Source organism: Corynebacterium sp. HMSC061H03, from assembly GCF_001838215.1.
GTDB classification, from domain to species: Bacteria; Actinomycetota; Actinomycetes; order Mycobacteriales; family Mycobacteriaceae; genus Corynebacterium; species Corynebacterium jeikeium_D.
Window position 1 is genome coordinate 132,999 of sequence record NZ_KV836073.1, and the last position, 26,986, is coordinate 159,984.

At 57.5% G+C, this 26,986-nt stretch carries 22 protein-coding genes and 1 tRNA gene; 14 read left to right on the forward strand and 9 right to left on the reverse strand.

The annotated features are described in order from the left end of the window. The first annotated feature begins 46 nt into the window (after window positions 1-46). From HMPREF2787_RS06540 to HMPREF2787_RS06560, 5 genes are read left to right on the forward strand one after another with little or no spacing between them, the layout of a single operon-like run. On the forward strand, window positions 47-1,834 hold the full coding sequence (locus HMPREF2787_RS06540; RefSeq protein ID WP_070429427.1) for an ABC transporter ATP-binding protein: 1,788 nt from the start codon (window positions 47-49) through the stop codon (window positions 1,832-1,834). Beyond that, window positions 1,831-3,579: an ABC transporter ATP-binding protein gene (locus HMPREF2787_RS06545; protein ID WP_070858837.1), complete on the forward strand. Its 1,749-nt coding sequence runs from the start codon at window positions 1,831-1,833 to the stop codon at window positions 3,577-3,579. The genes HMPREF2787_RS06540 and HMPREF2787_RS06545 overlap by 4 nt, the downstream gene beginning before the upstream one ends. 34 nt (window positions 3,580-3,613) lie before the next feature. Beyond that, a complete protein-coding gene (locus tag HMPREF2787_RS06550) occupies window positions 3,614-4,210 on the forward strand; it encodes an MptD family putative ECF transporter S component (RefSeq protein WP_016421585.1) in 597 nt (198 codons plus the stop codon). Continuing rightward, window positions 4,203-4,889, forward strand: coding sequence for an energy-coupling factor transporter transmembrane component T family protein (locus tag HMPREF2787_RS06555; RefSeq protein WP_070429406.1), 687 nt, complete (start codon window positions 4,203-4,205; stop codon window positions 4,887-4,889). The genes HMPREF2787_RS06550 and HMPREF2787_RS06555 overlap by 8 nt, the downstream gene beginning before the upstream one ends. Beyond that, window positions 4,886-6,277, forward strand: coding sequence for an ABC transporter ATP-binding protein (locus tag HMPREF2787_RS06560; protein ID WP_070642676.1), 1,392 nt, complete (start codon window positions 4,886-4,888; stop codon window positions 6,275-6,277). Before HMPREF2787_RS06555 ends, HMPREF2787_RS06560 begins: the two co-directional genes overlap by 4 nt. Before the next feature lie 34 nt (window positions 6,278-6,311). On the opposite strand, the gene HMPREF2787_RS06565 is transcribed toward HMPREF2787_RS06560, so the two are convergent. Beyond that, window positions 6,312-6,385: transfer RNA gene (locus tag HMPREF2787_RS06565), tRNA-Gly, on the reverse strand. A gap of 206 nt (window positions 6,386-6,591) precedes the next feature. Between HMPREF2787_RS06565 and dcd the strand changes: the two genes are divergently transcribed. Both dcd and HMPREF2787_RS06575 read left to right on the forward strand, forming a co-directional pair. Then, a complete protein-coding gene (dcd, locus tag HMPREF2787_RS06570) occupies window positions 6,592-7,173 on the forward strand; it encodes a dCTP deaminase (protein WP_042388964.1) in 582 nt (193 codons plus the stop codon). 188 nt (window positions 7,174-7,361) lie between these two features. Continuing rightward, entirely contained in the window at window positions 7,362-8,744 is a 1,383-nt protein-coding gene (locus HMPREF2787_RS06575; protein ID WP_070858839.1) for a UDP-glucose dehydrogenase family protein, read from the forward strand. Here the strand turns inward: HMPREF2787_RS06575 and HMPREF2787_RS06580 are convergent. The 3 genes from HMPREF2787_RS06580 to HMPREF2787_RS06590 all read right to left on the reverse strand — a co-directional run bounded on the left by HMPREF2787_RS06580 (window position 8,741) and on the right by HMPREF2787_RS06590 (window position 12,789). Then, window positions 8,741-10,189: a YibE/F family protein gene (locus HMPREF2787_RS06580; protein WP_070858840.1), complete on the reverse strand. Its 1,449-nt coding sequence runs from the start codon at window positions 10,187-10,189 to the stop codon at window positions 8,741-8,743. The two genes, HMPREF2787_RS06575 and HMPREF2787_RS06580, sit on opposite strands and share 4 nt — an antisense overlap. 544 nt (window positions 10,190-10,733) lie before the next feature. Further along, complete coding sequence (locus tag HMPREF2787_RS06585; protein ID WP_370449407.1) at window positions 10,734-12,104, reverse strand: pyridoxal phosphate-dependent aminotransferase; 1,371 nt, start codon at window positions 12,102-12,104, stop codon at window positions 10,734-10,736. 148 nt (window positions 12,105-12,252) lie between these two features. Further along, window positions 12,253-12,789: a YceI family protein gene (locus HMPREF2787_RS06590; RefSeq protein ID WP_016421578.1), complete on the reverse strand. Its 537-nt coding sequence runs from the start codon at window positions 12,787-12,789 to the stop codon at window positions 12,253-12,255. A 303-nt stretch (window positions 12,790-13,092) separates the two neighbouring features. Between HMPREF2787_RS06590 and HMPREF2787_RS06595 the strand changes: the two genes are divergently transcribed. Together HMPREF2787_RS06595 and HMPREF2787_RS06600 are read left to right on the forward strand one after the other, a co-directional pair. Beyond that, entirely contained in the window at window positions 13,093-14,214 is a 1,122-nt protein-coding gene (locus tag HMPREF2787_RS06595; RefSeq protein WP_049171747.1) for a CE1758 family FMN-dependent luciferase-like monooxygenase, read from the forward strand. Then, on the forward strand, window positions 14,214-14,981 hold the full coding sequence (locus HMPREF2787_RS06600) for an FMN reductase (protein WP_049171746.1): 768 nt from the start codon (window positions 14,214-14,216) through the stop codon (window positions 14,979-14,981). Before HMPREF2787_RS06595 ends, HMPREF2787_RS06600 begins: the two co-directional genes overlap by 1 nt. 50 nt (window positions 14,982-15,031) lie before the next feature. Here HMPREF2787_RS06600 and HMPREF2787_RS06605 read toward each other — a convergent pair whose 3' ends face one another. After that, entirely contained in the window at window positions 15,032-15,223 is a 192-nt protein-coding gene (locus tag HMPREF2787_RS06605; RefSeq protein WP_049191052.1) for a hypothetical protein, read from the reverse strand. Window positions 15,224-15,741: 518 nt separating this feature from the next. Here HMPREF2787_RS06605 and HMPREF2787_RS06610 point away from each other — a divergent pair. Genes HMPREF2787_RS06610 through HMPREF2787_RS06620 form a run of 3 tightly spaced genes read left to right on the forward strand, consistent with a single transcriptional unit; the run spans window position 15,742 to window position 17,663 of the window. Continuing rightward, a complete protein-coding gene (locus tag HMPREF2787_RS06610) occupies window positions 15,742-16,335 on the forward strand; it encodes a hypothetical protein (RefSeq protein WP_016421574.1) in 594 nt (197 codons plus the stop codon). A 45-nt stretch (window positions 16,336-16,380) separates the two neighbouring features. Beyond that, window positions 16,381-17,055 carry a hypothetical protein gene (locus HMPREF2787_RS06615; protein ID WP_070595699.1) on the forward strand — a complete coding sequence of 225 codons (675 nt, stop codon included), beginning with the start codon at window positions 16,381-16,383 and terminating at the stop codon, window positions 17,053-17,055. 8 nt (window positions 17,056-17,063) lie between these two features. Beyond that, entirely contained in the window at window positions 17,064-17,663 is a 600-nt protein-coding gene (locus HMPREF2787_RS06620; RefSeq protein ID WP_005511781.1) for a hypothetical protein, read from the forward strand. Between the two features lie 140 nt (window positions 17,664-17,803). On the opposite strand, the gene HMPREF2787_RS06625 is transcribed toward HMPREF2787_RS06620, so the two are convergent. From HMPREF2787_RS06625 to HMPREF2787_RS06635, 3 genes are all read right to left on the reverse strand, one after another. Further along, window positions 17,804-18,457: a response regulator transcription factor gene (locus HMPREF2787_RS06625; RefSeq protein WP_016421571.1), complete on the reverse strand. Its 654-nt coding sequence runs from the start codon at window positions 18,455-18,457 to the stop codon at window positions 17,804-17,806. A gap of 133 nt (window positions 18,458-18,590) precedes the next feature. Next, window positions 18,591-19,697: a histidine kinase gene (locus tag HMPREF2787_RS06630; RefSeq protein ID WP_246824236.1), complete on the reverse strand. Its 1,107-nt coding sequence runs from the start codon at window positions 19,695-19,697 to the stop codon at window positions 18,591-18,593. A 263-nt stretch (window positions 19,698-19,960) separates the two neighbouring features. Next, complete coding sequence (locus HMPREF2787_RS06635) at window positions 19,961-23,344, reverse strand: heterodisulfide reductase-related iron-sulfur binding cluster (RefSeq protein ID WP_070858842.1); 3,384 nt, start codon at window positions 23,342-23,344, stop codon at window positions 19,961-19,963. Between the two features lie 790 nt (window positions 23,345-24,134). Between HMPREF2787_RS06635 and HMPREF2787_RS06640 the strand changes: the two genes are divergently transcribed. Beyond that, on the forward strand, window positions 24,135-24,743 hold the full coding sequence (locus HMPREF2787_RS06640) for a YdcF family protein (protein ID WP_048734430.1): 609 nt from the start codon (window positions 24,135-24,137) through the stop codon (window positions 24,741-24,743). 6 nt (window positions 24,744-24,749) lie between these two features. On the opposite strand, the gene HMPREF2787_RS06645 is transcribed toward HMPREF2787_RS06640, so the two are convergent. Further along, window positions 24,750-25,526, reverse strand: a complete 777-nt coding sequence (locus tag HMPREF2787_RS06645) for an enoyl-CoA hydratase (protein ID WP_070602401.1) — start codon at window positions 25,524-25,526, stop codon at window positions 24,750-24,752. A 381-nt stretch (window positions 25,527-25,907) separates the two neighbouring features. Between HMPREF2787_RS06645 and HMPREF2787_RS06650 the strand changes: the two genes are divergently transcribed. Further along, complete coding sequence (locus HMPREF2787_RS06650) at window positions 25,908-26,966, forward strand: chymotrypsin family serine protease (protein WP_016421566.1); 1,059 nt, start codon at window positions 25,908-25,910, stop codon at window positions 26,964-26,966. Window positions 26,967-26,986 lie beyond the last annotated feature (20 nt).

Consider the following 26,986-nt stretch of genomic DNA (forward strand, 5'->3'; position numbering starts at 1 on the left):
CAGAAATATAGTAAGGTTAGGCATGCCTAAGAAGGATGGTGCTTACGTGAACGAAAGTGCAACGGATCAGGTTGTTGAAGGCGAGTATGGGTCGGCGAAGGAAAAATCAGTCGCTGGCCAGAACGCGATCCGTCAGCTATCGCAGCCGGTGAAAGGCAAACTGTTTATCGCGCAGGCCTTAACGTTCGCCTCTGGGGTGTTGGCTATCGCACCCTATGTGGCTTTGGTGGAGCTGGGAGCTGCGCTGATGCAAGACCGGGTGGACCCGGCGCGGGTGAACTGGATCGTGATGCTCCTTGTTTCTGCTTACATGGCGCGGTTGACTTTGTATTTTGTTGCGTTGGGCGTGACGCATTTTATTGACCTGTCGTTGCGTAATCAGATGCGTCGGCAAATTGCCGCCCGAATGTCGACTGCTCCGCTGTCGTGGTTTACCCGCGAGGGCGAAGGGAAGATCCGCAAGACCATTCAGGATGATACGGCCACGGTGCACACAGTGATCGCACACGGGCCGATCGAGAAACTGAACGCAATCGTCTCCCCGCTCGCCTTGTTGGCCTATGCGTTCGTGGTGGATTGGCGGCTCGCTCTGCTGTCGATTGCAACGATTCCGGTTTATGTGGGCATGTATGGCATGTCGATGCGAGGGATGAATGAGAAGACCGCGGAAATGGACACCAAGCTCGCTCAGGTTTCGGCAACGATGGCCGAGTTCGTTGCCGGTATCTCAGTGGTGAAAGCGTTCGGCAAGGTCGGCCAAGCACATAAAGCCTATTTAGATGCAGCTAACGAGTTTTCTAAGTTCTACCGGGCGTGGTGTATGCCGCTGGTGTCGATGTCGGTCGCCTCATTTTCGTGGGTGTCGATCCCGGTGCTGTTGATCGTGAACCTTGGCGGTGGCGCGTTGATGATGAACGCCGGTTGGGTGAGCATCTACGAGGTGATAACGACGACGTTGATCGCCTTGGTGCTGCCGGGAGCGTTGATGGCAGTCGCAACCATCGCCTGGTCTTATCAGCTCGCAGGTTCAGCGGCAGTACGGCTGGTGAATGTCATGGAGCTACCGGCGTTGAGTCAGCCCGATGCGCCACAGACACCACACGGTCATGATATCGAGATTCGGGGTGTGTCGTATGCCTATGACGACACCCAGGCATTAGACGAGGTGAGCCTGAGCATTCCGGCAGGCACGGTGACCGCGCTGGTTGGCCCGTCGGGTGCGGGGAAGTCGACGTTGGCGAGTTTAATTGCCCGCTTCGATGACCCGGACGCTGGCACGATCACCATCGGCGGGGTTGATCTAAAGAGCATTTCCCAGGATGTGTTGTATTCGACGGTCGCATTCGTCCTGCAAGATGCACAGCTTATTCGCGACACCATCCACAACAACATTGCCCTGGGCGCGCGAGACGCAACCTTGGAGCAGGTGCGGCAGGCAGCGAGAGCAGCGCAGATCGACGAGTTCATCATGAGCCTGCCCGATGGTTACGACACTGTGTTGGGGGAGGACACCCACGTTTCGGGCGGGCAGGCAGCCCGTATCGCGATCGCCCGGGCGCTCATGGTTGATGCCCCAGTGTTGGTGCTGGACGAGGCGACGGCGATGGCGGACCCGGAATCGGAATCGAAAATCCAACAAGCTCTCTCGACTCTTGCCAAAGGCAGAACCGTGATTGTGATCGCCCACCGACTGGCCTCGATCAGAGGGGCAGACCAAATTGTCGTCATGGAACGCGGGGGCATTGCTGTGGTCGGTAAACACGACGAGCTGTTGGGTAATGCGCACTATCAGGCACTTCTTGCCCAAGGTGCATGCGAGGAGATGAAACGATGAATCAACTATTGCTGCCACGCTTTAAGCGTTTGATGGAACCCACCTCGTGGCGAGACCTCTCGGTCGGTCAAGCGTGGGGTGCGGTCTCAGGACTGTGTCACGGCTTTGCCCTGCTCGCGCTACTCCCTGCAGCAAGCGCCTTGGCGACCGGAATGCCGGTGTGGGGGCTGTCGTTTTGGGGCTGGCTCATCGCCTTGGCGGTGTTCGCGGTGCTGGGCGTGGGCACGGAGTTTTATGGCATGCGCACCGGCTATATCGGCGCGCTTGGATTCATTCACGACGTCCACCAGGCAGTAGGTAACAAAGTAGCCCGCCTACCACTGGGAGTGTTCGATTCGGGTAGCTCTGGCCGACTGTCGCGCATGGTCACCAAGGAAATGATGGACTTGGGCGAGTCGGCGGCACATTTCATTTTCTCCCTCGTCCAAAAACTCTCAGCCGTGCTCGTAGTCACTGTGGGAACCTGGTTCTGGGATTGGCGGCTGGGACTGACCTTGACGATCGCGTTCCCGATCATGCTTGCCTTCCTCCATATCTCCCGTGTGCTTCTCGATAAGGGCAAGAAGGTTTCCGAACCAGCCGAGTCAGAGTTGGCGGCTCGCATGGTCGAATTCGCCACCTGCCAAGGTGCATTGCGTTCCTGTCACGTCGCCGACGACTACCCGGCCCTTGATCAGGCTTTCGACCAGGCTGACCGCAAGGGCCGCAAAGCATTGTGGTTCGAAACACTAGCGAACCTGATTAATGGGATGTTCGTCCAAGCGCTCATTGTGGTGATGATCTGGCTCACCGCCCAACTCACCCTCGGCGGGCAGATGAATGCGCTGAACGCCTTGGTGACAATCGGCATGTGCCTGCGGTTCACCACCATGCTCCAAGACATTGGCGGAAATATATCTGGGCTGGAAGAACGCCGCCAGCAGATGAACCACGTCGACAAGGTCATGGACGCTCCCGAACTGTCCGAACCTGTCACCTCCACACCGGTGAGCGCTCCTGGTGATGTTCGCTTCGATGATGTGACCTTCGGCTACGATCCGGACACCCCGGTTCTCCGTGATTTTTCCTTCTATGTCCCGCAAGGCGGCATGTGTGCCCTGGTTGGTCCATCTGGGTGCGGGAAGACGACGATCGCCCGGTTGGTTGCACGTTTCTGGGATGTGCAGTCCGGCAGCGTGCGCGTTGGCGGGGTTGATGTGCGTGAGCAGACCACCGAAGATTTGATGCGCCAGATATCCCTGGTCTTCCAAGACGTCTACTTATTCAATGACACGCTTGAGGCCAACATTCGCCTTGGCAACCCAGAAGCTACCGATGAAGAAATCAGGTGGGCCGCTGACCTGTCGGGCGTGACGGAAATCGTCAACCGCCTCCCAGATGGCTGGAATTCATTGGCGGGCGCTGGCGGGCGTGCACTGTCAGGTGGGGAACGCCAACGAGTGTCCATCGCTCGCGCCTTGGTGAAGAAGGCCCCGATCGTGCTGTTCGATGAGGCCACCAGCGCATTGGACGCGGAAAATGAAGCCAACATTGTTGCGGCGATGAACGAGCTACGCAAGCACTCCACGCTGATCGTGATCGCCCACAAACTGGAAACCATTCGCCAAGCTGACCAAATTATTGTGCTCTCCCACGGTGGGCGTATCGCCCAGCGCGGGCCTCACGACGAGCTGGTCAACCAGCCGGGTCAATACCGCGATTTCTGGCAAGAGCGCATCAACGCAGGCGGATGGCAACTCGTCTAAACACAGCGCATATCAGCACATAAAAGGAAAAACTATGTCCACACGCACATCCTCGCGCCTCAACACGCGCGACTTCATCAACATCGGCGTCTTCACTGCCTTGATGTTCGTCATCGTGTTTGCATTCGGAATGCTCGGGTTCATCCCCGTCGCCATGTATGCCGGCTTCTTGCTTTCTATCCTCGTTAACGGCATCGTCTTTGCGCTGTTCACAGCACGCACTCCGAAGATGGGGGCATTGACCATCATGCTGATCCTCATCGAAATCCTCTTCTTCGTGACCGGCCACTGGGTGGGCGGCATCGCGATCGCCGCTGTATTCGGCCTGCTCGCCGACCTAGTCATCACCAAGGGGCCGAAGAGCGTGAAGGTTCGCGTTCCGCTGGCATACGCACTGTTTATTCTGCCGATCTACGTGTCACCGTGGATGCCGCTATTTATGAACCAAGAGGCATATATGTCGCAGATCGCCGAACAAATGGGCGCCGAGTATGCCGCGAAGATGGCCCAGGTTGTCACTATCCCGATTCTGTTGGGCTTCTTCGTCGTGATGCTCATCGTTGGCTGGCTTGCTGGTCTGTTGGGAACCAGGGTCGCGCGCAAACACTTTGAACGGGCCGGTCTTGTCTAAACTTCCCGACCCGCGCACGATTATCGTAGCGCTCGTCATCGTCTCCACCACGATCTACAGTTCCTACTCGCCGTGGTTCGTGTGTGCTCTGGGCGGATTCGCTGCCGTGATGCTGGCGAGCGCCTCGATCAACCCCAACACGCTCGTGCGCCCGAGCTGGGTGGCCGTCTACCTGGCCACGTTTGCGGTCCTCGGTGGGCTCGTTTATGTGATACCCCTGGTCTGGAAATCAACAGCCAGCGCATTCCTCGTGCTGTTTCTGCAGTGGATGTGGCGATTCAGCGTCAGCGCAGGCATGGGCGCATACGCGATCGGTGTAATCCGACCTGCCACCTTGCAAAAAGCACTAGCCAGCTCACGAATCCCGACTTGTTTGACGATCCCTATCTCAGTCGCGTTACGGGTGCTGCCCGTGATCGGCCACGAGGTTAAAGCGATCTCAGATGCGATGAAGCTTCGCGGGATGTCCGCGCTTTCCCTGCGCGCGGCCCAGTACTTCACGATCCCGCTGCTATCGACCGTGGTGCGAAGCGGGGACGAACTGGCATCTGCTGCCCTTGTACGCGGACTGGGCGGAACCGCAAAGCCTACCTCAGTCACGGTCGTGAAATTCCGGGTGGTCGACGCGGTCATTCTGCTCATCGTTATCGGCTTCGCGATATGGAGAATCACCCTATGACAACAGCCCAAGCCACCGGCGTCACCTTCACCTATCGGGGAGCAGACCACCCCTCAATCACAGACGCAACCATCACCATCACACCTGGAACCGTCACCTTGCTGTGCGGCGCGTCTGGGTCAGGGAAAACTACCGCGCTACGGCTGTTTAACGGGCTGATCCCGCACTTCCACGACGGCGACCTTACCGGAAGCGTCACAGTCGACGACATTGACGTGGCACGAGTAGATCTATCAGAGCTTGCCCACCACTGTTCGACAGTGTTTCAAAACCCGCGCACCCAGTTCTACACCACTCACGTGCGCCAAGAACTCGCCTTCGGCCCAGAAAATCTCGGCCGCGACCCGCAGGAGATTAGTGCCCGCATTGACGAGGTTGCCGCCGAGTTAGGTATCGCCGACCAGTTGGAATCCCGCGTCACACAACTGTCGGGTGGGCAGATGCAACGCGTGGCCTGCGCCGTCGCCATGTGCAACAACACGTCGCTGATCGTCTTTGACGAGCCGACCGCGAACTTGTCCGCTGACGTTATCGACCAACTCGCCACGCTCATCGCCCGGCTCAAAAAAGACGGGCACACCATCATCATCGCTGAACACCGGCTGAGTTTCCTCGCCGGGATTGTCGACCGCGTCTACTGCTTCGACAAAGGCAATATCGCCCTCACCGCAACCGGCGAAGAGTTCTACGCTACCTCGGATGAGGAGCGCAAACAGCTTGGACTGCGATCCCTTGTGCCCGTGCCCATGCCGCGGCTACCGCAACCGGCAGGAGATGGGCTCACGATCGACAACCTCACCTTCGCCTACCGCCACGGAAACACAGTCCTCAACATCGACCATGTGCTCTTCCCGGAAGGGAAAATCACTGCACTGTTGGGCCCGTGCGGGTCGGGCAAATCAACACTGGCACGGATCGTCTGCGGACTTGAAAAGGCCAAGCATACATCCATCACACTCAATGGACAGAAATTCACCAGCCGTGACTCCTACCTTGTGATGCAAGACCCTACCCGACAGTTGTTCTCGGACACAGTCATTGACGAAGTCACGCTCGGCACGACCAAAGCCGAAAAGCAACGCATCGATGCCCACGCGATCCTTGAAGAACTCGACCTTGCCGACCACGAGGCTGATCATCCCCAAGCACTCTCTGGCGGGCAACGCCAACGCCTGGTTATTGCTACAGCGCTTGCTGCGAACAAGAAAGTTTACATCTTCGACGAGCCCACGTCCGGTGTTGGCTACAAGCACCTTGTCGCGATTTCCCGGGTAATGCGTAAACTCGCTGACACTGGTGCCGTCGTCATTGTCATCACCCACGACGCTGAACTCGTTACCGAGGTCGCCGACCATAGCGTCCGCCTCGACCAAATCAACGCCTGCTAACGCAAACGCCTACTTATCATTTTCGACGTCATAGTGGAGCCGATGACGGGAATCGAACCCGCGCCGCCTGCTTGGGAAGCAGGAGTTCTACCATTGAACTACATCGGCACACAGTAGGCGGAATGATTAAAAGCACGCCACGAGATTGGCACAGTAGATGTGACATGCAGGCAATCAGTCGCCCTCTGTAACTTCAATGTAGCACTCTCGATTCGCGTCGAAAAAATTGGTTGGCAGCCGTTCCACTGAATTTAGTGGGGTTTATCCTGCAACCGACACACGCTGTGCATTACAGAGCGGTTAAGCTGGTCTATGTGTTGCTCTCAGATCGTGATATTCGTGCCGCTATCGATGCCGAAGGCTCCGACCACCTCGGCATTGATCCTTTCGACCCGAAGATGATTCAGCCTTCGTCTATCGACGTGCGTCTGGATAAGTTTTTCCGAGTTTTTAATAACTCGCAGTACACGCATATCGATCCGAAGTTGCCGCAGGAAGAGCTGACATCCCCGCACGAGGTTCCGGAAGGGCAGCCCTTCATTCTTCACCCGGGTGAGTTCGTCCTGGCATCGACTTTGGAATACTTCACTATTCCGCCAAACTTGGCAGGCCGTCTGGAAGGTAAGTCTTCACTGGGGCGTCTGGGCCTGGCAACGCACTCAACCGCCGGCTTTATTGACCCAGGCTTTTCAGGCCACATCACGCTGGAGCTATCCAACGTCGCAAACTTGCCCATTGCACTGTGGCCGAACATGAAGGTCGGTCAGCTGGCACTGTTCAAGATGTCCTCGCCGGCAGAGGTGCCTTACGGTTCTGGCAAGCTCGGTTCGAAGTATCAAGGGCAGCGAGGCCCGACGCCTTCGCGTGCATACCTCAACTTCCGCGATGAGGAATAAGGCATTGGGAACTCGGGGCATAAATGAATTGTGAATAGCCTCGAGTGAATTCTCGGTGAAGAAACGTAAACAAGTGTTCAATAAAGAGTTTCTGCAGGTCAAAGCTTTAAATATGGGCCTTTAGTTTACACCATTTAAGGGTTAAATCGGCTTGAAGGCCTTTTATCTTTCGATAAATAATAGCCCTTATGCGTATTACGGTTATTGGTACGGGCTACCTTGGTGCCACTCATGCTGCGGCGATGGCGGAGTTGGGTCACGAGGTTCTCGGCGTAGATGTTGATCCCGCCAAGATTGAGGCATTGTCCGCAGGTCAAGTTCCTTTCTTTGAACCCGGCTTGCCCGAACTGCTAAAGAAGCACGTTGAGTCGGGGCGACTACGTTTCACCACTAACTACGACGAAGCCGTTGAATTTGCGAACGTCCACTTCGTAGGTGTCGGAACTCCGCAGGTTAAGGGCTCGTACGCCGCCGATGTTCGCTATGTGGACGCAGCTATTACCGAATTGGCTAAGCGCGTCGTCGGCAAGCATTTAGTGTTTGGTAAGTCCACTGTGCCCGTCGGTACCGCACCGCGCCTGCAGGAGCTGGCTGCGAAGATGATCAGTGAGCGCGCAGCAGCTGGTGATGAGCAGTTGAAGAACACCAGCCTCGAAATCGCCTGGAACCCGGAGTTCCTGCGTGAGGGCTTCGCAGTAAAGGACACTCTCGAGCCGGACCGTGTGGTGCTGGGCACCCAGAAGCCGGGCATGATCCTCAATGGTGCGGGTCAGGAGGTCGAGTCAATCGCTGAGGACAGCCTGCGCGAGTGCTTCGGTCCTATCTTCGAGCGCGAGACGCCGCTTATCGTCGCGGACACTGCCACCGCAGAGCTGGTGAAGGTGTCGGCGAACGCATTCCTCGCCACCAAGATTTCCTTCATCAACGCGGTCTCTGAAATCTGTGAGGTCACAGGTGCGGATATCACTACGCTTGCCGACGCCATCGGTATGGACGCCCGAATTGGTCGCCGCTTCCTCAACGCGGGTCTGGGCTTCGGCGGCGGTTGCCTGCCGAAGGATATCCGCGCATTCATGGCCCGCGCCGGTGAGCTGGGCGTTGACCAGGCGCTGACCTTCCTGCGTGAGGTCGATGCGATTAACATGCGTCGCCGTGAAAAGACCGTTGACCTGGTGCGTGGTAGCTTCGGCGGCTCGCTGCTCGGCCACACCGTGACCGTGCTGGGTGCGGCTTTCAAGCCGAACTCTGACGATGTGCGTGACTCCCCGGCGCTGTCGATTGCCGGTTCGCTGTCGTTGGCAGGCGCTTCGGTGAGTGTTTATGACCCGCAGGCCATGGAGAACGCCAAGAAGAATTTCCCGACCTTGGAGTACGCACCGAGCATCGAAGCAGCTCTGGAAGGCTCGGAGATGGTTGTCGTCGCCACCGAGTGGCAGCAGTTCCGCGACATCGACCCGGTGGCTGCGAAGAAGCTGGTCAAACGCGCAGCAGTGCTCGACGGCCGCAACTGCCTGCCAGCCGACCAGTGGCGTGCCGCAGGCTGGGATGTCACCTGCCTCGGCCGCGGCTAAATGCTAGCCGCCCTCGAGCGCTTCGGAAACTTCATACCCTCCGGGGCCACGGTATAGGCGGCGATGAGGGTGGTAATCGGCACTGCGAGTACCAAAGCCACCGCACCGATGGTGGAACGCAGCAGCTCTGTGGCCACGACATCGGAGGTCAACGACTGCATCAGCGGCCGGTCGGAGACGCTTAACAAAATCGATAGCGGTAGTGCGGTGCCGAGGTACGCCAGTACCAGTGTGTAGACCATCGACGCGATGTGATCGCGACCGACGCGCATTGCCGAGCGGAAGACCTCCATAGGCCGCGACCGCGGAGCTGCTTCGTAAAGCTCCTGGACGGTCGAGGCCTGGGCGATGGTGACGTCGTTAAGCACGCCCAACGCGCCGATGATGAATCCCGCCAGAAGCAGACCTGTGACGGAGACGTCAGGCAGGTAAAGCTGAATGAGCAGGTTGTCCTCGTTGCCGAGACCACGTAGCTGTGACGTGGAGATTGCGAGGTTGGCCAGGCCCGCCGCCAACACCATCGTGGTGAGTGTTCCCGCCAGTGCGGAAGCTGACTTCCAATTGATGCCATGTACGAGGAAGAGCACCGGGAAGAGGATCGCCGCGCCCGCCGTGATGGCTAAGGCCACAGGATCGCCACCGCGTAGCAGTGCCGGAACCAGGAATCCCATCACTGCGGCCAGCGTGATGCCAAGACCAATGAGGCTCAAGACCCCGCGAGTCATGCCGACGAGGATGATGAGCAGCACCGCTGCGCCGAGCCACAACCAGATCGTCGTGGTGCGATCCATGTCCAGGAAGGTGTAGGTGTTCCCGATGCTAGCGGTGTCGACAACCTGATGAGGCGCGAGGTCGACGACATTAGTGTCGGTGGCAGGAGTCTCGGGAGCCTCGGGAGCAGGGGCAGCGGGGGCAGCGGGGGCCTCTGCGTCGGATTCAGGTGCTGGTTCCTGCTCCGGGGCTGGAGCTGGTGCCGGAGCCTCTGCATCAGGAGCAGGCTCACCCTCTGCGCCCTCAGGGGCAGGCGCGGGAACAACGCCGGGAGCCGGTGTCATCAACCCCGAATCCGGCACGGCACCATTGTCGACAGCTCCGGTACCGGCCGCGTTTGGACGGTGAATTGCCAGGACGACCTTGTCGCCCTCCTCCAGCTCAATCTCGCCGGGAAGGCCGGATGCCTCCAGAAGCGTCTTCTTGCCCTCGTCTGGACCCGAGGTCAGCTCAATGACCGAGAGCTGGCACTTCGGCGCCGCGGGGTCGTTGAGCGAAGCCGTCAGCCCTGGACGCGGCTGGTCGTCGAAGACGCGTCCGTTGTCAGGCGAATTGCACGCGCCGACGCTCTGCTTTACGACGGTTCCCTTAACCGTCTCTGCAGCTGACGTCTGTGACTGCAGGAATCCCGGCCCTGGGCTCGGAGCTTCACCCGATGGCCAGAGCCCAATCACTGCGAGGAAAGTGACAATGCCGGCAACTGTAAGAACTGTGGCCAGTAAGCGACGTGCTCTTGTGGGGTTGTGCCGCGGTTTCGTTGGTTTTGGTTTGGCTTGTGCAGGTTCGTTTTGCCGTACCGGTGCTGGTTTTGAATGTGCGGCTGGTTCTGCATGTCGTGCTGGGGCAGCCGAGGTTGCAGAGTTGGGTTGATTCGCGGTATTGACAGCCCGGAACCGGCCGGTAGGGGAGCCGCTGTTCGAGTTCTTCAGTACGTCGAGATGCGCACCTATGTCGGAACCCGGAGCAACGCGAAAAGGTTGCTGGTTGTCAGAGTTCATTGAATCTTTTGAATGCCTGCCCACCCTTAATAACCTAATCGCTGCACCAGCACCGGAAGGCGTACCGCCATTCCGGCGCGCCGGGCCGTAGTCATCAGCGCTATGGCCCACCTATCGATGCAATACTCACTCATCGATGCGCTCCAGTGCGGCCATAAGTGAATAGCGCATCGATATGTGAGAAGGGTAGAACCAGTAGCGTGCGCAACCTTAAGTACTGCTATTGCTTGTAGCTGACCAGGAAGTTGCCCAGGCGCTCGATAGCTTCCTTCAGGTCGCGTGCCCACGGCAGGGTGACAATTCGGAAGTGATCCGGCGTCGGGTAGTTGAAGCCAGAGCCGCCGACCATCAGGATCTTCTCTTCACGCAGGATGTCGAGCATCAGCTTTTCGTCATCGTGAATTTCGTAGACGTTCGGATCCAGCTTCGGGAATGCGTACATGGCGCCCATCGGCTTTACACAGCTCACGCCCGGAATTGAGGTCAGTCCCTCGTAGGCGACATTGCGCTGCTCCAGAAGGCGACCGCCTGGCAAGATCAAGTCCTCGATGGACTGGTAACCGCCAAGTGCCACCTGAATGCCGTGTTGAGCAGGAACATTCGGGCACAGACGGGTGCTGGCCAGCAAGTTGATGCCCTCGATAAAGCCCTCTGCGTGGCGCTTCGGGCCAGTCAGCACCATCCAGCCAGCGCGGTAGCCGGCCACACGGTAGGTCTTGGACAGGCCGTTGAAGGTGATACAGAGCAAATCCGGGGCCAAGGAGGCAGTGGAAATGTGCTCTGCATCGTCGTAGAGGATGCGGTCGTAGATTTCGTCGGAAAGCAGCAGGAGTGAGTGCTCACGAGCGATATCGACGATGGCTTCGAGTGTCTGGCGTGTGTAGACCGCGCCGGTCGGATTGTTCGGGTTGATGATGACAATCGCCTTCGTGCGATCCGTCACCTTCGAGCGAATGTCTTCGACATCCGGGGCCCAGTTATTCTCCTCATCACACGTGTAGTGGACGGCCTTGCCGCCGGCGAGGGTGGTTGCTGCAGTCCAGAGCGGGTAATCCGGAGCTGGAATGAGGACCTCATCGCCCTCGTTGAGCAGCGCCTGCGTGGTGATGGAAATCAGCTCGGAGACGCCGTTGCCCAGCCAGACGTCGTTGACGTCGAAACGGGGGAAGTCCGGGTCCATCTCATAGCGCGTGACGACGGCACGGCGTGCGGAGTAAATACCCTTGGACTCGGAGTAGCCCTGTGCGTGGGGGAGGGCGCGGACCATGTCCTGCACGATGGTGTCAGGTGCATCAAAGCCGAACTTTGCCGGATTGCCGGTGTTGAGCATCATGATGCGGTGGCCGTCGGCCTCCATCTGTTCGGCGAGAGTAGTCACCGGACCGCGAATGTCGTAGAGGACGTTCTGCAGCTTGGAGGATTGGTCCAGTGTCTTCAGTGGAGTGCGGCGAGGTGCCCTGATGTTTCCACGACGGGCGGCAACACGGGCAGCACGGGACTGCTCGGCCTGAGCGGCCTGCGCAGCCTGAGCGTCCTGCGTTGTCTCGTTGGTGGTTTCGGTGCCCTGGGAAGTGTCTTTACTGGAACTCACCTGTCTAAGCATGCCACTTTTTTGCTCCCGCACCATGCTTTTCTCACAGCGGGGGCAGATTAATTGCACATTGATTGCGCAAAAGCGCCCTGCATGAGGATGCAGGACGCTTTACTGGGGTGCGGGCAGCTGGGGTTCTGGCTGCTAGTTACTGCTTAACTGCGGAGCCGTCGATCTGCAGGGAAATCTCGTTGCCAAGGAGCAGGCCGCCAGTCTTAATAGGAGCGTTGTAATCGATGCCGAAATCGGTGCGGTCAATCTTGGTGGCTGCCTCGAAGCCAACGCGAGTCTGACCCCATGGGTCTTCAGCGGAGCCGAAAATGTCGACATCCAGGGTGACCGGCTTGGTGATGCCGTTGATGGTCAGGTCGCCGGTAACGGTGGCCTTCTCTTCGCTCTGGAGCTCGATAGCGGTGGAAACGAATTCGAAGGTCGGGTTTTCGTCGGTGCCGAAGAAGTCCTTCGAGCGCAGGTGGTTGTCGCGCTCTTCATTGTTGGTGTTGATGGAGTTCGCCTGAATGGTCGCCTTTGCCGTGGAATTCTCCGGCTTGTCGGCATCAAAATTAATAACGGACTCAAACTCAGTGAACTGACCGTGGACCTTAGTGATCATTGCGTGACGAACGGTGAATCCAACGGTGGAGTGCTGTGCATCAAGAACGTAGTTGCCAGACTGAAGAGCCATAGTGAATCTCCTAAAAGTTAAAAGTATCTCGAATGTTTCGAAGTATTTTTGTCCGCCGGAACCAACTTCCGGTGTTGACGTGTCAACGATAACTCTAGATGTGATGATGTGTCAACAAAGGTCAAAGAAAATGCCGAATATTTTTTAGAAGCGCACATCCGGTCGGGCGATCGGTTCGGGGTTTTGTCATGGCTGGGCGAGGCTCCTTTGGTTGGAGACGGTTCATATGGAGTCGTTTTAAGTGCTTATGCCCAGCATAACAGGCGTTGACATGTCAACAACTGCTATTTAGGATTGAGAATTATGCAATTCGGAATTTTTACAATTGGCGACGTCACAAAAGATCCCACGACTGGACAAATCCCTACTGAACATGAGCGAATTAAGGCAACTGTCGCGCTAGCGAAGAAGGCCGAAGAGGTCGGCCTCGATGTATTTGCTACTGGCCAGCACCACAATCCACCGTTTGTGGCACCGGCGAACCCGCCGATTTTATTAGCCAACCTCGCAGCACAGACCGAAAATCTGATTCTGTCGACCTCGACAACGCTGATTACCACCACCGACCCCGTGCGCATCGCCGAGGATTACGCCTACCTCCAGCACCTTTCCGAAGGTCGCATTGATCTCATGATGGGCCGCGGCAACACCGGGCCGGTTTATCCGTGGTTTGGCAAGGATATTCGCAAGGGAATTCCGCTGGCCATCGAGAACTATCACCTGCTGCGCACCCTTTGGCGTGAGGAGAATGTGGATTGGCAAGGTCAATTCCGCACTCCGCTGCAGTCATTTACGTCCACACCGCGCCCGCTCGACGGTGTAGCACCTTTCGTGTGGCACGGCTCAATCCGCTCCACTGAGATTGCTGAGCAGGCCGCCTTCTATGGGGACGGCTTCTTCCATAATCACATTTTCTGGAATATCGAGCACACCACAGCCATGGTCAACCTCTACCGCCAGCGCTATGAGCACTACGGTCATGGTGCTGCTGATCAGGCAATCGTCGGGCTTGGCGGTCAGGTCTTCGCCGCTGAGACGGAGAAGAAGGCCAAGGAGATTTTCCGCCCATACTTCGACAATGCCCCGGTCTATGGACATGGGCCATCTCTGGAAGAATTCGAGAACATCACTCCACTGACCGTCGGCACGCCTGAGCAAATCATCGAACGTTACCTGGGCTATGCAGACGCCGTTGGCGACTACCAGCGTCAGCTCTTCCTTATCGATCACGCCGGCCTGCCGCTGGAAATGGCGTTGGAGCAGGTTGAAATCCTGGGAACCGAAATCGTTCCGGTCCTGCGTGAAGAGTTCGAGCGCCGCCGTCCGGCGCACGTGCCTTCCGACCCGCCGACTCATGCCTCGCTGGTTGCCGAGGGCGCAGATTCCCCGCACCTTCTCGTCCGCCCGGCTGAAAGGAATCAGTAGTGAAAAAGCTCGTCGTCGTAAGTGCCGGTGTTTCCGATCCATCAACCACGCGCATCCTTGCCGACCGCATCGCGGAGGCCGTCGAGGCGCAGGTCTCCAAGCGTGGCGAGGGGGTCCAAGTTGAGTACGTCGAGCTGCGCGAACTCGCTGTCAGCCTCGGCACTGTGATGTCCACAGGGCTTTACGACGAAAAATTGCGCGCCGCCCTCGATACTGTCAGCGGTGCTGATGGATTGATTGCCGCGACCCCGGTGTTCGCAGCGTCCTACTCTGGGTTGTTCAAGATGTTTTTCGACGCCCTGGATAAGGATGCGCTGACTTCCATGCCGGTCATTATTGCTGCGACGGCTGGCACAGCACGACATTCGTTGGTGCTGGAGTATGCGATGCGTCCGCTGTTTAGCTACCTGCGCGGCACGGTTATGCCGACTGCTGTATTTGCAGCCACTGAGGACTTTGGTGCTGGCGATGGTGCCGGAAATGGCGCCGGCGGAGTGTCCGGCGCGGAGATGAATAATCGCGTGGTGCGTGCAGCTCGTGAGCTTGCCGAGTACCTTGTCGGTGTTCGCTCGGCCGTAGTCGGTTTTGGTCCAGATTTTGGGAACGAAGCTGAAGAAAAGGGTGCGGAGCATTCAGCGGGCGGGGCCAGCGAGGGGAATCGGGGTGTTGGCGAGCCGAACCAGCGACGCAGTACAAACACGCGGGTGGATACTAATGTCACGGATTTTGCCACACTGCTAGAGGGGCTCGACGGCACCGCGAAGTAGCCGCGCTCACGTGAAGGGGCGGCAGAGGAGGGGTAGGGGGTCAGCGCTCTTTAGCGGCACCACGGGAGGTTGTAGTAGTCGCAAGAGAAGGTATCGGAAAGAGCGTATTCCTTAACCTGCAGGTCGTCGCTGCTGGTTGTAGCTGTCGGTGCTGCGGTAGCGGCCGGAGCGCCGGTCAGCGCGCTCAGGGAAAGTGCTGCGGATGCAATGGTGGTAGCAAGAACGGAAGTGCGTCGAAACATTAGGTAGTACTCCGAAAGATATCTGCCTCGGCAAAGTGTCAGGGCTTTGTGGACTGCTGGACTTCGCCAGTGATTAATAAAGAAATCATAACTATTTAATCAAGAGTGTGAAGTGTGGAGGTCTCTCTACCTGCCCGCGCCTGGGGGTGGCCATTCGGCTACTCTCTGGTGTCTTTATGTAGGTGGGCTAGTGGCCGAAATGTTGATTGTCTAGTACCAAGTGGCCGACCGAGGCATTTTTGAATTGGTTCAAAAGGCGTAGTTCTAATGCGTTTAAATTGATCGACGAAATCTTATTGTTGCGCCCATAATTGCTGGTCAGGGTCAATTAGATGTCGTATTTTCGCGTGACAGAAATCGGTGGGATTCCATTTTTACTATGTGGATAATCGCTGCGGCCGTCGTAAAGTCAGTCGAAAATTTTCCATTACAAAACGCTGAATTTCGACTTACCTTTGCAGGTGTCAGTTCAAGTATTTCCTTACGAGTTGCTCGTCACATCCTGAAAGGATTTCGCCGTGAAGAAGACCCTGCTCTCCGGCTCCATTGCAGCCCTGGTTACCATGTCCTCGCTGGCTGTCGCCCCGATGGCGGAAGCTGCCCCAGCCCCTACCCCGGGCACCGTCGGTGGCACCTGCTCCGTTGAAGGCCAGTCCGGCCAGTCCCTGAAGATCACCGGCTCGAAGTTCGAGGTCGAAGGTACTGCGACTGTCGCTAACTACGGCGACACCGACCTGCCGCTGACCCAGACCCTGAAGGAGGGCAAGACCAAGTCCTGGAACGTCGGCGGTTCGGTCGACTTCGACCTGCTCAAGCTCTTCCATGTCACCTTTAGCGCCGGCTACCAGTCCACTCAGACCTGGGAAGTTGGCCAGACCCTCGGCCCGTACCCAGTCAAGCCTGGCTACACCGGTGTTCTGGAGTATGGCTTCCTGAATCAGTCCTTCGAAGGTACTCACCTGACCTGTAAGGGCGGAAAGTGGATTGACGCGGGTCGTCCGTACTGGGGCACCATCCCGAAGGAGCGTCACATTCGCGTTTCCATGCGCGCCAACGAAGCTGATCGCTCCGTCGACGGTGCTGCTCCGCAGGTCAAGGAGTACGCCGTTTAAGGCGGCCAGAGCCCCTAAAGCCTCGAAGTAGAAGGAAGTTTCTCCATGTTGAGCGTGAAAAAGAAGGCCCTGGCCTGCGCGGTGATGGGTGCAAGTCTTCTTGCGCCAGGCATCGTTGGACAGGTCGCGGCGACCCCGCTGACCCAGACCCCTGACCAAGATGAGCACCACACCGGTTTCACCAACACGGATAAGTGTGACCCGGTCAAGGATGCCAAGCGTCACCCCTGGGAGCAGTGGATTACCGACGAATGGGACCGCTACAACGGCACTAACTCATTCACCAACCGCACTGACCGCCCTATTCAGTACACCCTCGAGGTGACAGAGGGAGTCAACGAGTCTGTGAAGGCCATGAGCTCCGGAAATATGTGGGACGTGTTCCTCCACGGGGTGAAGAACAAGTACGGCATCGTCGAGGTCAGTCAGTGGTCGGTTGGCGACAAGCTGGGCCCGGTGACCGTCAACCCCGGTGAGACTGTTCGCGCAGACTACGGCGTGCACATGAAGTCCTTCATTGGCCGTGTTCGCACCTGTGACCAGAAGACCGGCCTGTGGCGCGGTGAGCCCTACTTCGGTGAGTACAACGGCAAGGGGCCGTCGACTCGCTTCGTGGTCTGGCACAAGACCACCAAGGAGGGCGAGCACCGTCAGCAGTGGGCGCCTGTCAGCGGTAACTCCGGTGACGGCGGCCCGGCATCCGCCACGATTAACGACTAGGAGCAGTTATGAAAAAGCGTGTTGTCGCCATGTGCTTGACGACGGTCTTTGCGCTCGGACTCGGTGCTCCGACAGCGGTGGCCGCCCCGAATCCAGGAGCCGGTGAACCGTTCGCGCCGGAGGAGTGGGTACCAGTGCCCAAGCCGGCGGCAGTTGACCGCGGTCCGGCACCGGGAACCACTTGTGAAGCTCCGGGTTCGGTGGCTGAGTTCGTGGAAATCACCGGCTCTCGCTACGACGTTGAGGGCGTTGTCTCTACGAAGAATGACATCGGTGATGAGCCGATTCCGCTGACGCAGACCATCAAGGAGTCCAAGACCAAGAAGTGGTGGACCAATATCTCTGTCAGCGTGAAGGTCAGTAAGGAGCTCAACCGCAAGTACTCCTGGGAATACTCCCGAGAGATGGTTTGGAGCCTCGGGCAGAAGATCGGACCATACGAAGTGCGCAAGGGTGAAACTGGTCGTCTGAGCTGGGGATTCCTGGTTGACGAGTTCGCCGGACAGACAGTTCGCTGCAACGCCAACTCGAAGACGTGGGAGCCAATTGGGCGCAGCTACTTCGGTGTGGCTCCGCGCGAGCGACATGTCGAGGTGACCATCCAGTAGTTACACAGTTCTCTCTCCACACTCAGCACGGGTAAAAGGGGCATATTCACGAAAGCGAATATGCCCCTTTTTGCTATCTATCTCGGGCTTGCAAAGGCTCGATTCAGAGCCGCTACCCGGCCAAATCTCAGAGCCTCTGGTTATTCTGCGGCAGCGGATGCCGGCGGGTGGAAGCCCGCATCTATTGCTTTCAGCGCCAGGTCCAGGCGAGAGGTAGCTCCAAACTTATTGAACATGCTGGAGAGGTGCTTCTTGATAGTGCCCGGCGACTTGCCGAGTTCCTTGGCGATGTCGTGGTTTGACTTACCGCGGCAGATTAGGCCGAGAACCTCTCGCTCGGCTTGAGTGATCTTGTACGAGGAAATGTTGCGGGACGGCAGAGTTTTAATCAGCCGAGTCGCAGAAATCGGCGAGATGACGGTGCCACCCTGGAAGACATCTTCAACGGTGCCAATGACAGATTCCGGGCGGGCAGTTTTGAGAATGTAGCCATTTCCGCCGAGACTCAAGATTTTCAGCATTGTTTCATCGGTATCAAATGAGGTGATAGCGATGAATTTCGGTGGATTCTCCACCTTCTTAATGCGCTCAAGTAGCTCAACGCCGTCCATGTTGGGCATATGAATATCGGTCAAAACTACGTCAACGCCACCACGGGCAATAATGTTGAGAGCCTCGTGGCCATCGCTGGCTTCATCGACCACGGTGATATGCGGTGCCTTCTTGAAATAGGTTCGCAGCGTCGAGAGTACGAGTGGGTCGTCGTCGACAATGAGAACCTTAATGTCAGACATCCGCGAACCTTTCATAGAAGTTATAAAAACCGAACAATATCTGTCATCGTGTGATATTACTACGCTAACCAGGACTTTTCGAGAGATATCTTCGTCACAGGCGGCTACTACATCAATCTTACGCTAGCGTAACCTACTGGTTGGTAGGTGGCATGTGGAGTTTGCAATTCCACACATTTCCTTCTCGTTCTGACGTGATGGAACCGTCCCACGGTCGCACTCGCCGATGCAGTGAGGAAAGCCCCAAACCGCTCGAGAGCATCGCCCGCGGCAGAAAATGCGGTAGCGCCTTCGATACCTGATTGCTGATGTCGAGCGTGAAGCCATCTTCCTCGTTGCTCAGCGCCAGAATGTGAACGTTCGTTTGCGGTTCGCCGTACTTCTGAATGTTCGTGCAGAACTCCGACAGCGCCGGCGAGATAACCTCTGAAATCTGCGTCAAAGAGGGCTCGGTTTCGATCCTCGTGGCCAGCGAAACGTTAAACCCAGCTTCCTGTAGTTCATCTTTGGCCTGTTGGAGCACCTTGTTCATGCTGGGAACTCGCTCATCCTGGCCGATAGCTGAGGTCAAAGAACTCTCGTCGTCAGCGGATTTCAGCAATGAAAGCAACTGGCGAAGTTGCAGCAGGCCTTCTCGGGAGGTCTCCGCGATGTCCTCCAGGGATTCCTCAAGTTTTTCATCGGTCCCTTCTCGCTCGATGGCGAGCGCCTGCGCCAGCATGGTTACGCGAGTAAAGGACTTGGCGGTGGAGTCGTGCAGTACGGTCGCCAACTCAAGGCGTTGTTCTTCCAGAGCGCGGTTAGATTCAATCGTTGCCCGCCGGCGTTGCTCTTTGTAGCGGCTGCGCATCATGCCGATGGCGTAGGCAATTACAAAAAGCAGTGTTGTCACAAAGGTCGCGACATGGTCGCGTGCGAAAGTACTTGTGTTTACGTCGTAGTTTGAAATCACCAACAAGAGCAACGCAGTGATTCTCGCCGGCATCTTGTTGTTGTTAGCACGCATCACTTCCACGATGAGAAGCGCACAGAAAATCTGCATTGGAGCTTGCTCTGTTGGGAGGAAGGTCAACGCCAAGAAATTCGCTGGGACAACCACCATGGCAAAGAGCGGCAAATACGTGGCCACTGCAACAAGAATGACCTGAAGGCCACCGATAATGGTCGGCAACAATAGATCAGAGTTGCTCTCGCGGAAAATTAGCGCATCGAGAGCCGTGAGAACCAGCGCAATGACCATCTCCACTGACCCCGGAGTCCTCAGAAAGTCCCTTATCTGTGACAGCGATTTCTTAATCACTACGCCAAGACCTCTTTCCACACCACAACGCGGTCATCTCTAACGGGATGCAGTAATCAATATGCAGTAATCAATATATTGTCAGTGCGGTTGAGAGTGCCATTTGCATGATTAATGCCGTGGCGCAGGGATCGTCGTAAAGCACAAAAAATCCGCCCGGGAAGAATAACCTCTCGGGCGGATTCCTGCTTACTTAGCGAGCGCTACTTACGTCGCGCCGATCCTGGCAGCGGAACTCCGTGCTGGTTGCGCGGAAGGTTCTTAGCGCTTGCCGACGGCGCCTGCGTCTCCTCGGCTGGGGTCTCAGTGGCCTGCTCGGTGGAGGTGGCATCTTCCGCCGACTGCTGTTCGGTAACCTCTGGTTGCGCCGGAGCCTGCTCTGCCTCTGGCTGAGCAGGAGCCTCCTGAGCTTCGGTTTCCTCTGCTGCCGGGGCAGGGGTGCTGGCGACTGGCTTGACCTTGCGTGCGCCACCCGGGATTGGAGCGCCCTTGCGTGCGCCGCCCGGAACCGGAGCACCGGATGCGGTCTTCGGCTGCTCAGCTGCTGGCTGCTCAGCTGCTGGCTGCTCGGACTCGGTGGCCGCTACTTCAGCAGCGGTGTCCTCGGCGGGAGCGGTTTCCTCGGCCTTCGGCTTGGCGGCCGGGGCTGCCTTCTTAGCACCACCTGGAACCGGGGCACCCTTGCGTGCGTCACCCGGAATCGGAGCGCCCTTGGTTGCCTTCGGAGCCTCAGCCGGAGCTTCGGTTTCTGCAGCTGCTGGCTCTGCCTGCGCGGCCGGCTTAGCGGCCTTGGCGCCGCCCGGAACTGGAGCGCCCTTCTTAGCGCCACCTGGAACCGGTGCGCCGGCCTTTGCTCCGCCTGGCTTCGGAGCGCCGCCCGGAGCTGGAGCACCCTTCTTGGCACCGCCTGGGGTCGGGGCGCCGCCCTTTGCACCACCTGGAACCGGGGCGCCGGCCTTGGCACCGCCTGGCTTCGGAGCGCCACCCGGAGCAGGAGCGCCCTTCTTGGCGCCACCCGGAGTTGGTGCGCCGGCCTTGGCACCGCCTGGCTTTGGAGCACCACCCGGAGTCGGAGCGCCCTTCTTGGCACCACCTGGGGTCGGTGCGCCGGCCTTGGCACCACCCGGCTTCGGAGCACCACCCGGAGTCGGAGCGCCACCCTTGGCGGCAGCGCCTGCAGCAGCACCAGCAGCTGCGGCACCAGCGCCGGCAGCGGAAGCCTTCTCTGCCTTCTTCTTCTCGGCAGCCTCAGCCTTCTTGCGCTTAGCTTCCTCTTCCTCGAGGCGCTGACGCTCTTCCTCTTCAGCCTTCTTCGGATCGACCCAGCCACGCTCCGGCTGCTCAATCCACTCCGGTTCGCGTGCCTGCGGCAGCTCGCCGTCGACCTTCACGGAGTCGCGGAGCATCTGGGCGATGTCCAGGACCTCCGGCTTCTTCTCGTCGTCCTTGATGACGTTGTTGACGCCATCGTTCATCATCGTCTTACAGAACGGGCAGCCGATGGCAATTGCCTCAGCGCCGGTTCCGACAGCCTCTTCGGTGCGGTTTACGTTGATGCGCTGACCGATGGTCTCTTCCATCCACATGCGAGCGCCACCAGCACCACAGCAGAAGCCGGTGTTCTTATTACGTGGCATTTCGACGAGGTTGGCGCCGGACGCGCCAATCAGCTCACGCGGAGCTTCGAATACCTTGTTGTGGCGGCCCAGGAAGCATGGGTCGTGGTAGGTGACCTGGCGGCCCTGACCCGAAGCAACCGGCTGCAGGCGGTTAGCACGAACCAGCTTGTTCAGCAGCTGGGTGTGGTGGACAACTTCGTACTGCCCGCCCAGCTCCGGGTACTCGTTCTTGAAGGTGTTGAAGCAGTGCGCACAGGTGACGACAATCTTGCGCTGCTTAGGCGGCACACCGTCGAAGACCTCGTCGAGCTGCTCGATGTTCTGCTCAGCCAACATCTGGAAGAGGAATTCGTTACCAGCACGGCGAGCGGAGTCGCCAGTACAACCCTCGGCCTGGGAGAGCACAGCGTACTTCACACCTGCGGTGTAAAGCATCTCTGCAACAGCCTTGGTGGTCTTCTTCGCATTGTCGTCGTAAGCACCGGCACAACCGACCCAGAACAGGTACTCGGTATCGTCGAAGCTCTCGACATCCTCGCCCCAAATCGGGACAACGACGCCTTCCTTGCGGACCTCATTGATCCAGTCGGCGCGAGTGGAAGCGTTCTGGCCCCACGGGTTGCCCTTGGTCTCAAGGTTCTTGAACAGGCCAGCCAGCTCGGTCGGGAAGTCCGACTCCACCAGGACCTGGTAGCGACGCATATCAACGATGTGGTCGATGTGCTCAATGTCAACCGGGCACTGCTCAACACAGGCACCACAGTTGGTGCAGGACCACAGAACGTCCTGGTCGATGATGCCCTCGTCGCCGTCGCCAACCAGCGGCTTGGTCAGGAGTGCTGCGCCAGCACCTTCGCCCTCGCGAGCGGTTTCGATGGTCTCGCCAGCCAACAGGTACGGGGCAGAAGCGTAAGCGTGGTCACGCAGCTGGTTAACCAGCAGCTTCGGGGACAGCGGCTTGGAAGTGTTCCATGCCGGGCACTGCTCCTGGCAGCGACCACACTCGGTGCAGGAGGTGAAGTCCAGCAGAGCCTTCCAGGAGTGGTCGGTGACTACGCCGGTGCCCATGGAGTCAACCTCCGGGTCAGCCTCTTCCAGGTTCAGGATTTCGCCGTTAGAGGTCATCGGCTTAGCCCCAGCGAGGGCGTTGTAGCCGTCAGCGTTGCGCTTGAGCAGGATGTTGGCGAACGCCAGGAAGCGGTGCCATGCGACACCCCAAGTGAGGTTGCGGCCAACAACGAAGAGCCAGACCATACCGGACAGCAGCTTAATCAGCGCGAAGATGGACACCATGACTTCGGAGGCCGGCAGAATCTGTGCGATACCACCGGTGACGAAGTTCGCCCAGGTCCAGACCTCGGCGCCAGTGTGACCGTGGTCGCCGTAGGTAGCCAGCTTGGCAGCCTTGACGAACATCATGCCCAGGCCCTCGATGAGGACGACGGCCTCAACGAAGTAGGCAGCCTTGGCGTTGGATCCGTAGAAGCGGCTCAGACGCTCCTTGCCCAGGTTGGTCTGGCGGACGAGAATCAGTGCCAGGATGCCCAGGGTGGTGCCCAGGCCGAGCAGTTCGTCGATGAAGTGCCAGGCGGTCAGATTCCTGAGGATTGGCCAACCACCGGCTGGCCAGAAGGTCTGAATGTACGCCTCGAACCACACTAGGGAACCGAGGAGGAAGCCCACCATGACGAACCAGTGAGCCACAGCAACGCCGGGCTTCTTGGCCATCTTGGTGTGACCGACGATCTCTCGGATCATGGTCCAAATACGGGTTCCCCATTCACCGGTGTGACCGTACGTCTTTTGGCCCACCATGATGGTCTTCACCATATGGGTGAATCCCTTAATAAAGATGAACCAGCAGGGCAGGGACAACAGGACGCCAATAACGCCGACTGCGACGGTGAATCCGGTAGATTCCGGAATCGCCGTGTCAGCCGTCGCCGCGGCGAGGTTGAGCACGCTCATAATGTTCCTTCTAGGCTGGCTCAGCCAGGGTGATGGCTGAGTGAAAATAGTTCTCTTGTGAGTTCTATCACGAGCCGCGGACGCTTACCTAACTAATGTGCAAAATAGTGCTGAATTCATCGATACACGGTGTAACCAGCGGTTATTTGACGAATTACGCAAAAAAATCGTTGTTTTATTCGAGAGGGTTTCGACGGGTTTTAACGTCTTCGCTTAACGACGGCGCGCGACACTTTCGTCGTCACGCTTTTATGGGCGGAAGTGGCGGTGGCGTTGCGTGTATGTAGTTGTCGAGTGTTGCCGATTCGATGTTTTGCGGACGCATTGCGGGGGTGGCGCTGGAGCGTCGGGACGGGGCTGTGTCGCGAGACGGAGAGGGTGCTCGGTGGTGTGTTGGCCTTCGAAAATTGACTGAAGCAGACATGTATTCACATGCGTTACATTCTTAACATAAATAACAATAGTGACTTCTGTACCTGTGTTTTGGTCGATAATTTGCTATTGGATCCCGGGATTTGCTGGCAGTTAACGAAAAAGTCATTAAATGTAACTCACTTTTATGAATCCCAAGTGGATTTAAAAGCCTCTACGTCCGCAATTTACCTGGTAGGCGGCGTGCTATTTTGGTGGCGAAGAGAGTGCCTGGCCACCCCCGCGTAATTCTTATGTAGGCGCCATTTTGTGTAGCGCCTAGTATTAGCGGCGTGATACTGCGGATTTATCCGCCTGATTCTAAATGGCATGTGGGGTATGGATTTCTCCGTGCCACTTTTTCTTGAGAGGGACTTTAATGGCGCGATCTTTCCGTGCAATCGCTATGGCTGGAGCAGGCCTTATTCTTACTGCGAGTGCGGTCTTTGGCTCGGGTGTAGTGGCAAACGCCAATCCGGTCAGTGCCGTCGCAGTCAAGGCGTTCAATAGCTCGCTTGCGACTCCAGTGGTGGTTTCCCCGGTCGGACGTGCAGCTGCGGAGACTGCGTTACTTGATCCTCAGGTGCCGATTATTGTGCTCGGGGCCCGTCTCAATCCCGACTGCAGTGCTCCAGCTGTTTTGACGTCCCGATTGGAAACTGCACGTTCGCTGGCGCTGCGTCATCCGCTTAACCCGGTCGTCGTCACGGGTGGTCGTACTCAGCCGGGCTGCCAGACTGAGGCTGAGTACATGCGTGATGCGCTTGCATCTATGGGAGTGTGGAAGCGACGAATCACGATGGAAACAAACTCAGACTCCACCGTTGAAAACGCGGCAGGCACTGCATACCTTGCAGGATCGGGAGCCCGTGGCGTTCGTGCTGCTGTCATTGTGACTTCTCCAACGCACACACCGCGTGCACGAGACACCTATGCTGCCGCCGACAACTCGGCTCTGTGGCTGGCAGTCCCGTCGACTGTGAACTAGCAGTTTCTAGGAATTGGTGAAGTTTGCCTCGCGCTTTTCAGTGAAAGCGGCCATGCCTTCCTTCTGGTCATTGGAGGAGAACAGGGAGTGGAAGGTGCGACGCTCAAAGAGCAGTCCCTGCGACAGCGTCATTTCGTAGGCCTGGTTGATCTGTTCCTTAATCTGGGTAGTGGCAACCAGCGACTTCGACGCAATGGTGTCGGCGACCTTCAGGGCCTCGTCGAGAAGCGCGTCCGGCTCGACGACGCGGGCGACCAGACCTGCGCACTCAGCTTCCTCGGCACCCATCATGCGGCCGGTGAGGCACATCTCCATTGCCTTAGCCTTGCCGATTGCGCGGGTGAGACGCTGCGAGCCGCCCATGCCCGGAGAGATGCCGAGGTTAACCTCAGGCTGACCGAACTTGGCCTTAGCGCCAGCGATGATGAAGTCTGCCATCATAGCGACCTCGCAGCCACCGCCCAGGGCGTAGCCGTTGACGGCGGCGATAACTGGAGTGCGGACGGAAGTCAGAACATCCCAACGTGCGAACCAGTCAGAGACATACATCTCGGTGCCGGACTTGTCCGCCATCTCCTTAATGTCCGCACCTGCGGCAAACGCCTTCTCGGAGCCGGTGATGATAATCGCGCCGATTCCCGAGTCGTTGTCGAAAGCGGTGGCTGCTGCGCCGATCTCTTCCATGGTCTTGTGGTTCAGGGCGTTCAGTGCCTTCGGGCGGTTCAGGGTGATAATGCCGACGCGACCTCGGGTTTCGGTAAGGATGTTGGTGTACTCGGACATATTCGTGTCTCCAAAGCGGTAATAGAAATCAGGTTGTAAGCGAGGTTACCCGTGGGGCCGGATTTGGGTGGGGCTTTACGACGATTACATCGGTGCTTTCCTGGATGGGAAAGCGACGGCAGGGTAGGTCAGTGTGATCGGGAATCTGTGTTTGTGGCGTTTTGTGGCCGGAGCTGGGCTAACGACGTTATAAGAAAGTGCCGAAAACTTATTCACCTTTTGATGCCGAATGGAAGGTTTCTTCTTATACTTACGACGAAGCTAGCAGTCCAATCGCGACAAAAGCTCATCAAATGACCGAAAACCTACGTAAAAGTTTGCACTCGCGGGCATATGTGGGTCCATCGATCGAAATGACTTAAGCGTCACAGGAGTATTGATATGAATCCGGAAATGGAGACACGCTCGCTTACATCATCGAGTGTCGGTTTGGTCACCGAGGGAAGCGGTAAGAGGGGCAAGTCATTCAAGCGACGAGTTTGGGCTTCCACAATCGCGGCTTTGCTGGCAGTGGGGTTGAGTGCATGCGATGCAGATTCTTTGAAAAACGCTATGGGGGTCGGAGAAAGTTCTTCAACATCAACTTCGCAGGAAGAAAGTGCAGGGCAGTCTCAGGGGGATGACAGCCAATCTTCGACTAGTGCGCCCAGTTCGGGGATGGAAAAACCCGATGATAGTTCCGATAAATCGGACACCGGTTCAGCGGAATCGGGCACCGATGTTGAGGGAATGGGTGATGGTTCGACCAAACTGGAGCCTAGTAATCCAGAGAATGAGAAAATCTACCGCAATAGTCAAGGATGGGAGTTCCTCGAAAACTCAGCGCTTATTGCGCCGGGAGCTCGTTTTCTTGTGAAGGGGGCTGGTGATTCGACTTCATCCTGTTCCTTTGCGTGGTGGGTGTACAACAAGGATGAACCCCAGCGGCACTACATCACAAGTGCTGGGCACTGCGGGAATAAGGGAGACAGCGTATACGTAGAGGATGAAAAAGGGAAGTTCTATAAAGTCGGACAATTTGTCTGGAGGTCGTTTGACCTGGAGGCTAAGAACAACCCGACAGATCATGCATTGATTGAGTTGACTGTTAACCCTAAGAATGTTTACGGCACTCCCATGCTTAAGGGGGCGGAGTTAGCTGGCTGGGCAAGTCCTCAATGGCTCGAGCAAGAACAACCTCGCGTTTGCCGTCTTGGGTACCGTAGTGGGCTTTCATGTGGCCCCTACAAAGAGACTGTGGGGAGTTACATGTTCGGATTCGGAAATATTTCGGACCATGGCGATTCTGGCGGGGCAGTTTGGGCTGTGGATCCAGAAGACCCAAACCGGATTTATGCAGTGGGGATGACAAGTTACGGCTTCCCTCATGACGCAATTTCAAATGGTGCTGCAGCTCTATCTCCGTTGATTAAGCAGTTTAATTTGACCATTCTCCAGTGACTCGCGCGCTAGGTTGAGCT

Excerpts from the sequence above, each read along its gene's own strand:
- HMPREF2787_RS06590 (WP_016421578.1), bottom strand. The coding sequence starts at position 12,789 with ATGGCTCTTCAGTCTGGCAACTACGTTCTTGATGCACAGCACTCCACC.
- HMPREF2787_RS06620 (WP_005511781.1), top strand. The coding sequence starts at position 17,064 with ATGAAAAAGCGTGTTGTCGCCATGTGCTTGACGACGGTCTTTGCGCTC.
- HMPREF2787_RS06640 (WP_048734430.1), top strand. The coding sequence starts at position 24,135 with ATGGCGCGATCTTTCCGTGCAATCGCTATGGCTGGAGCAGGCCTTATT.
- HMPREF2787_RS06605 (WP_049191052.1), bottom strand. The coding sequence starts at position 15,223 with ATGTTTCGACGCACTTCCGTTCTTGCTACCACCATTGCATCCGCAGCA.
- HMPREF2787_RS06550 (WP_016421585.1), top strand. The coding sequence starts at position 3,614 with ATGTCCACACGCACATCCTCGCGCCTCAACACGCGCGACTTCATCAAC.
- HMPREF2787_RS06575 (WP_070858839.1), top strand. The coding sequence starts at position 7,362 with ATGCGTATTACGGTTATTGGTACGGGCTACCTTGGTGCCACTCATGCT.
- HMPREF2787_RS06650 (WP_016421566.1), top strand. The coding sequence starts at position 25,908 with ATGAATCCGGAAATGGAGACACGCTCGCTTACATCATCGAGTGTCGGT.
- HMPREF2787_RS06625 (WP_016421571.1), bottom strand. The coding sequence starts at position 18,457 with ATGTCTGACATTAAGGTTCTCATTGTCGACGACGACCCACTCGTACTC.
- HMPREF2787_RS06645 (WP_070602401.1), bottom strand. The coding sequence starts at position 25,526 with ATGTCCGAGTACACCAACATCCTTACCGAAACCCGAGGTCGCGTCGGC.
- HMPREF2787_RS06595 (WP_049171747.1), top strand. The coding sequence starts at position 13,093 with ATGCAATTCGGAATTTTTACAATTGGCGACGTCACAAAAGATCCCACG.
- HMPREF2787_RS06630 (WP_246824236.1), bottom strand. The coding sequence starts at position 19,697 with ATGGTCATTGCGCTGGTTCTCACGGCTCTCGATGCGCTAATTTTCCGC.
- HMPREF2787_RS06615 (WP_070595699.1), top strand. The coding sequence starts at position 16,381 with ATGTTGAGCGTGAAAAAGAAGGCCCTGGCCTGCGCGGTGATGGGTGCA.
- HMPREF2787_RS06560 (WP_070642676.1), top strand. The coding sequence starts at position 4,886 with ATGACAACAGCCCAAGCCACCGGCGTCACCTTCACCTATCGGGGAGCA.
- HMPREF2787_RS06635 (WP_070858842.1), bottom strand. The coding sequence starts at position 23,344 with ATGAGCGTGCTCAACCTCGCCGCGGCGACGGCTGACACGGCGATTCCG.
- HMPREF2787_RS06545 (WP_070858837.1), top strand. The coding sequence starts at position 1,831 with ATGAATCAACTATTGCTGCCACGCTTTAAGCGTTTGATGGAACCCACC.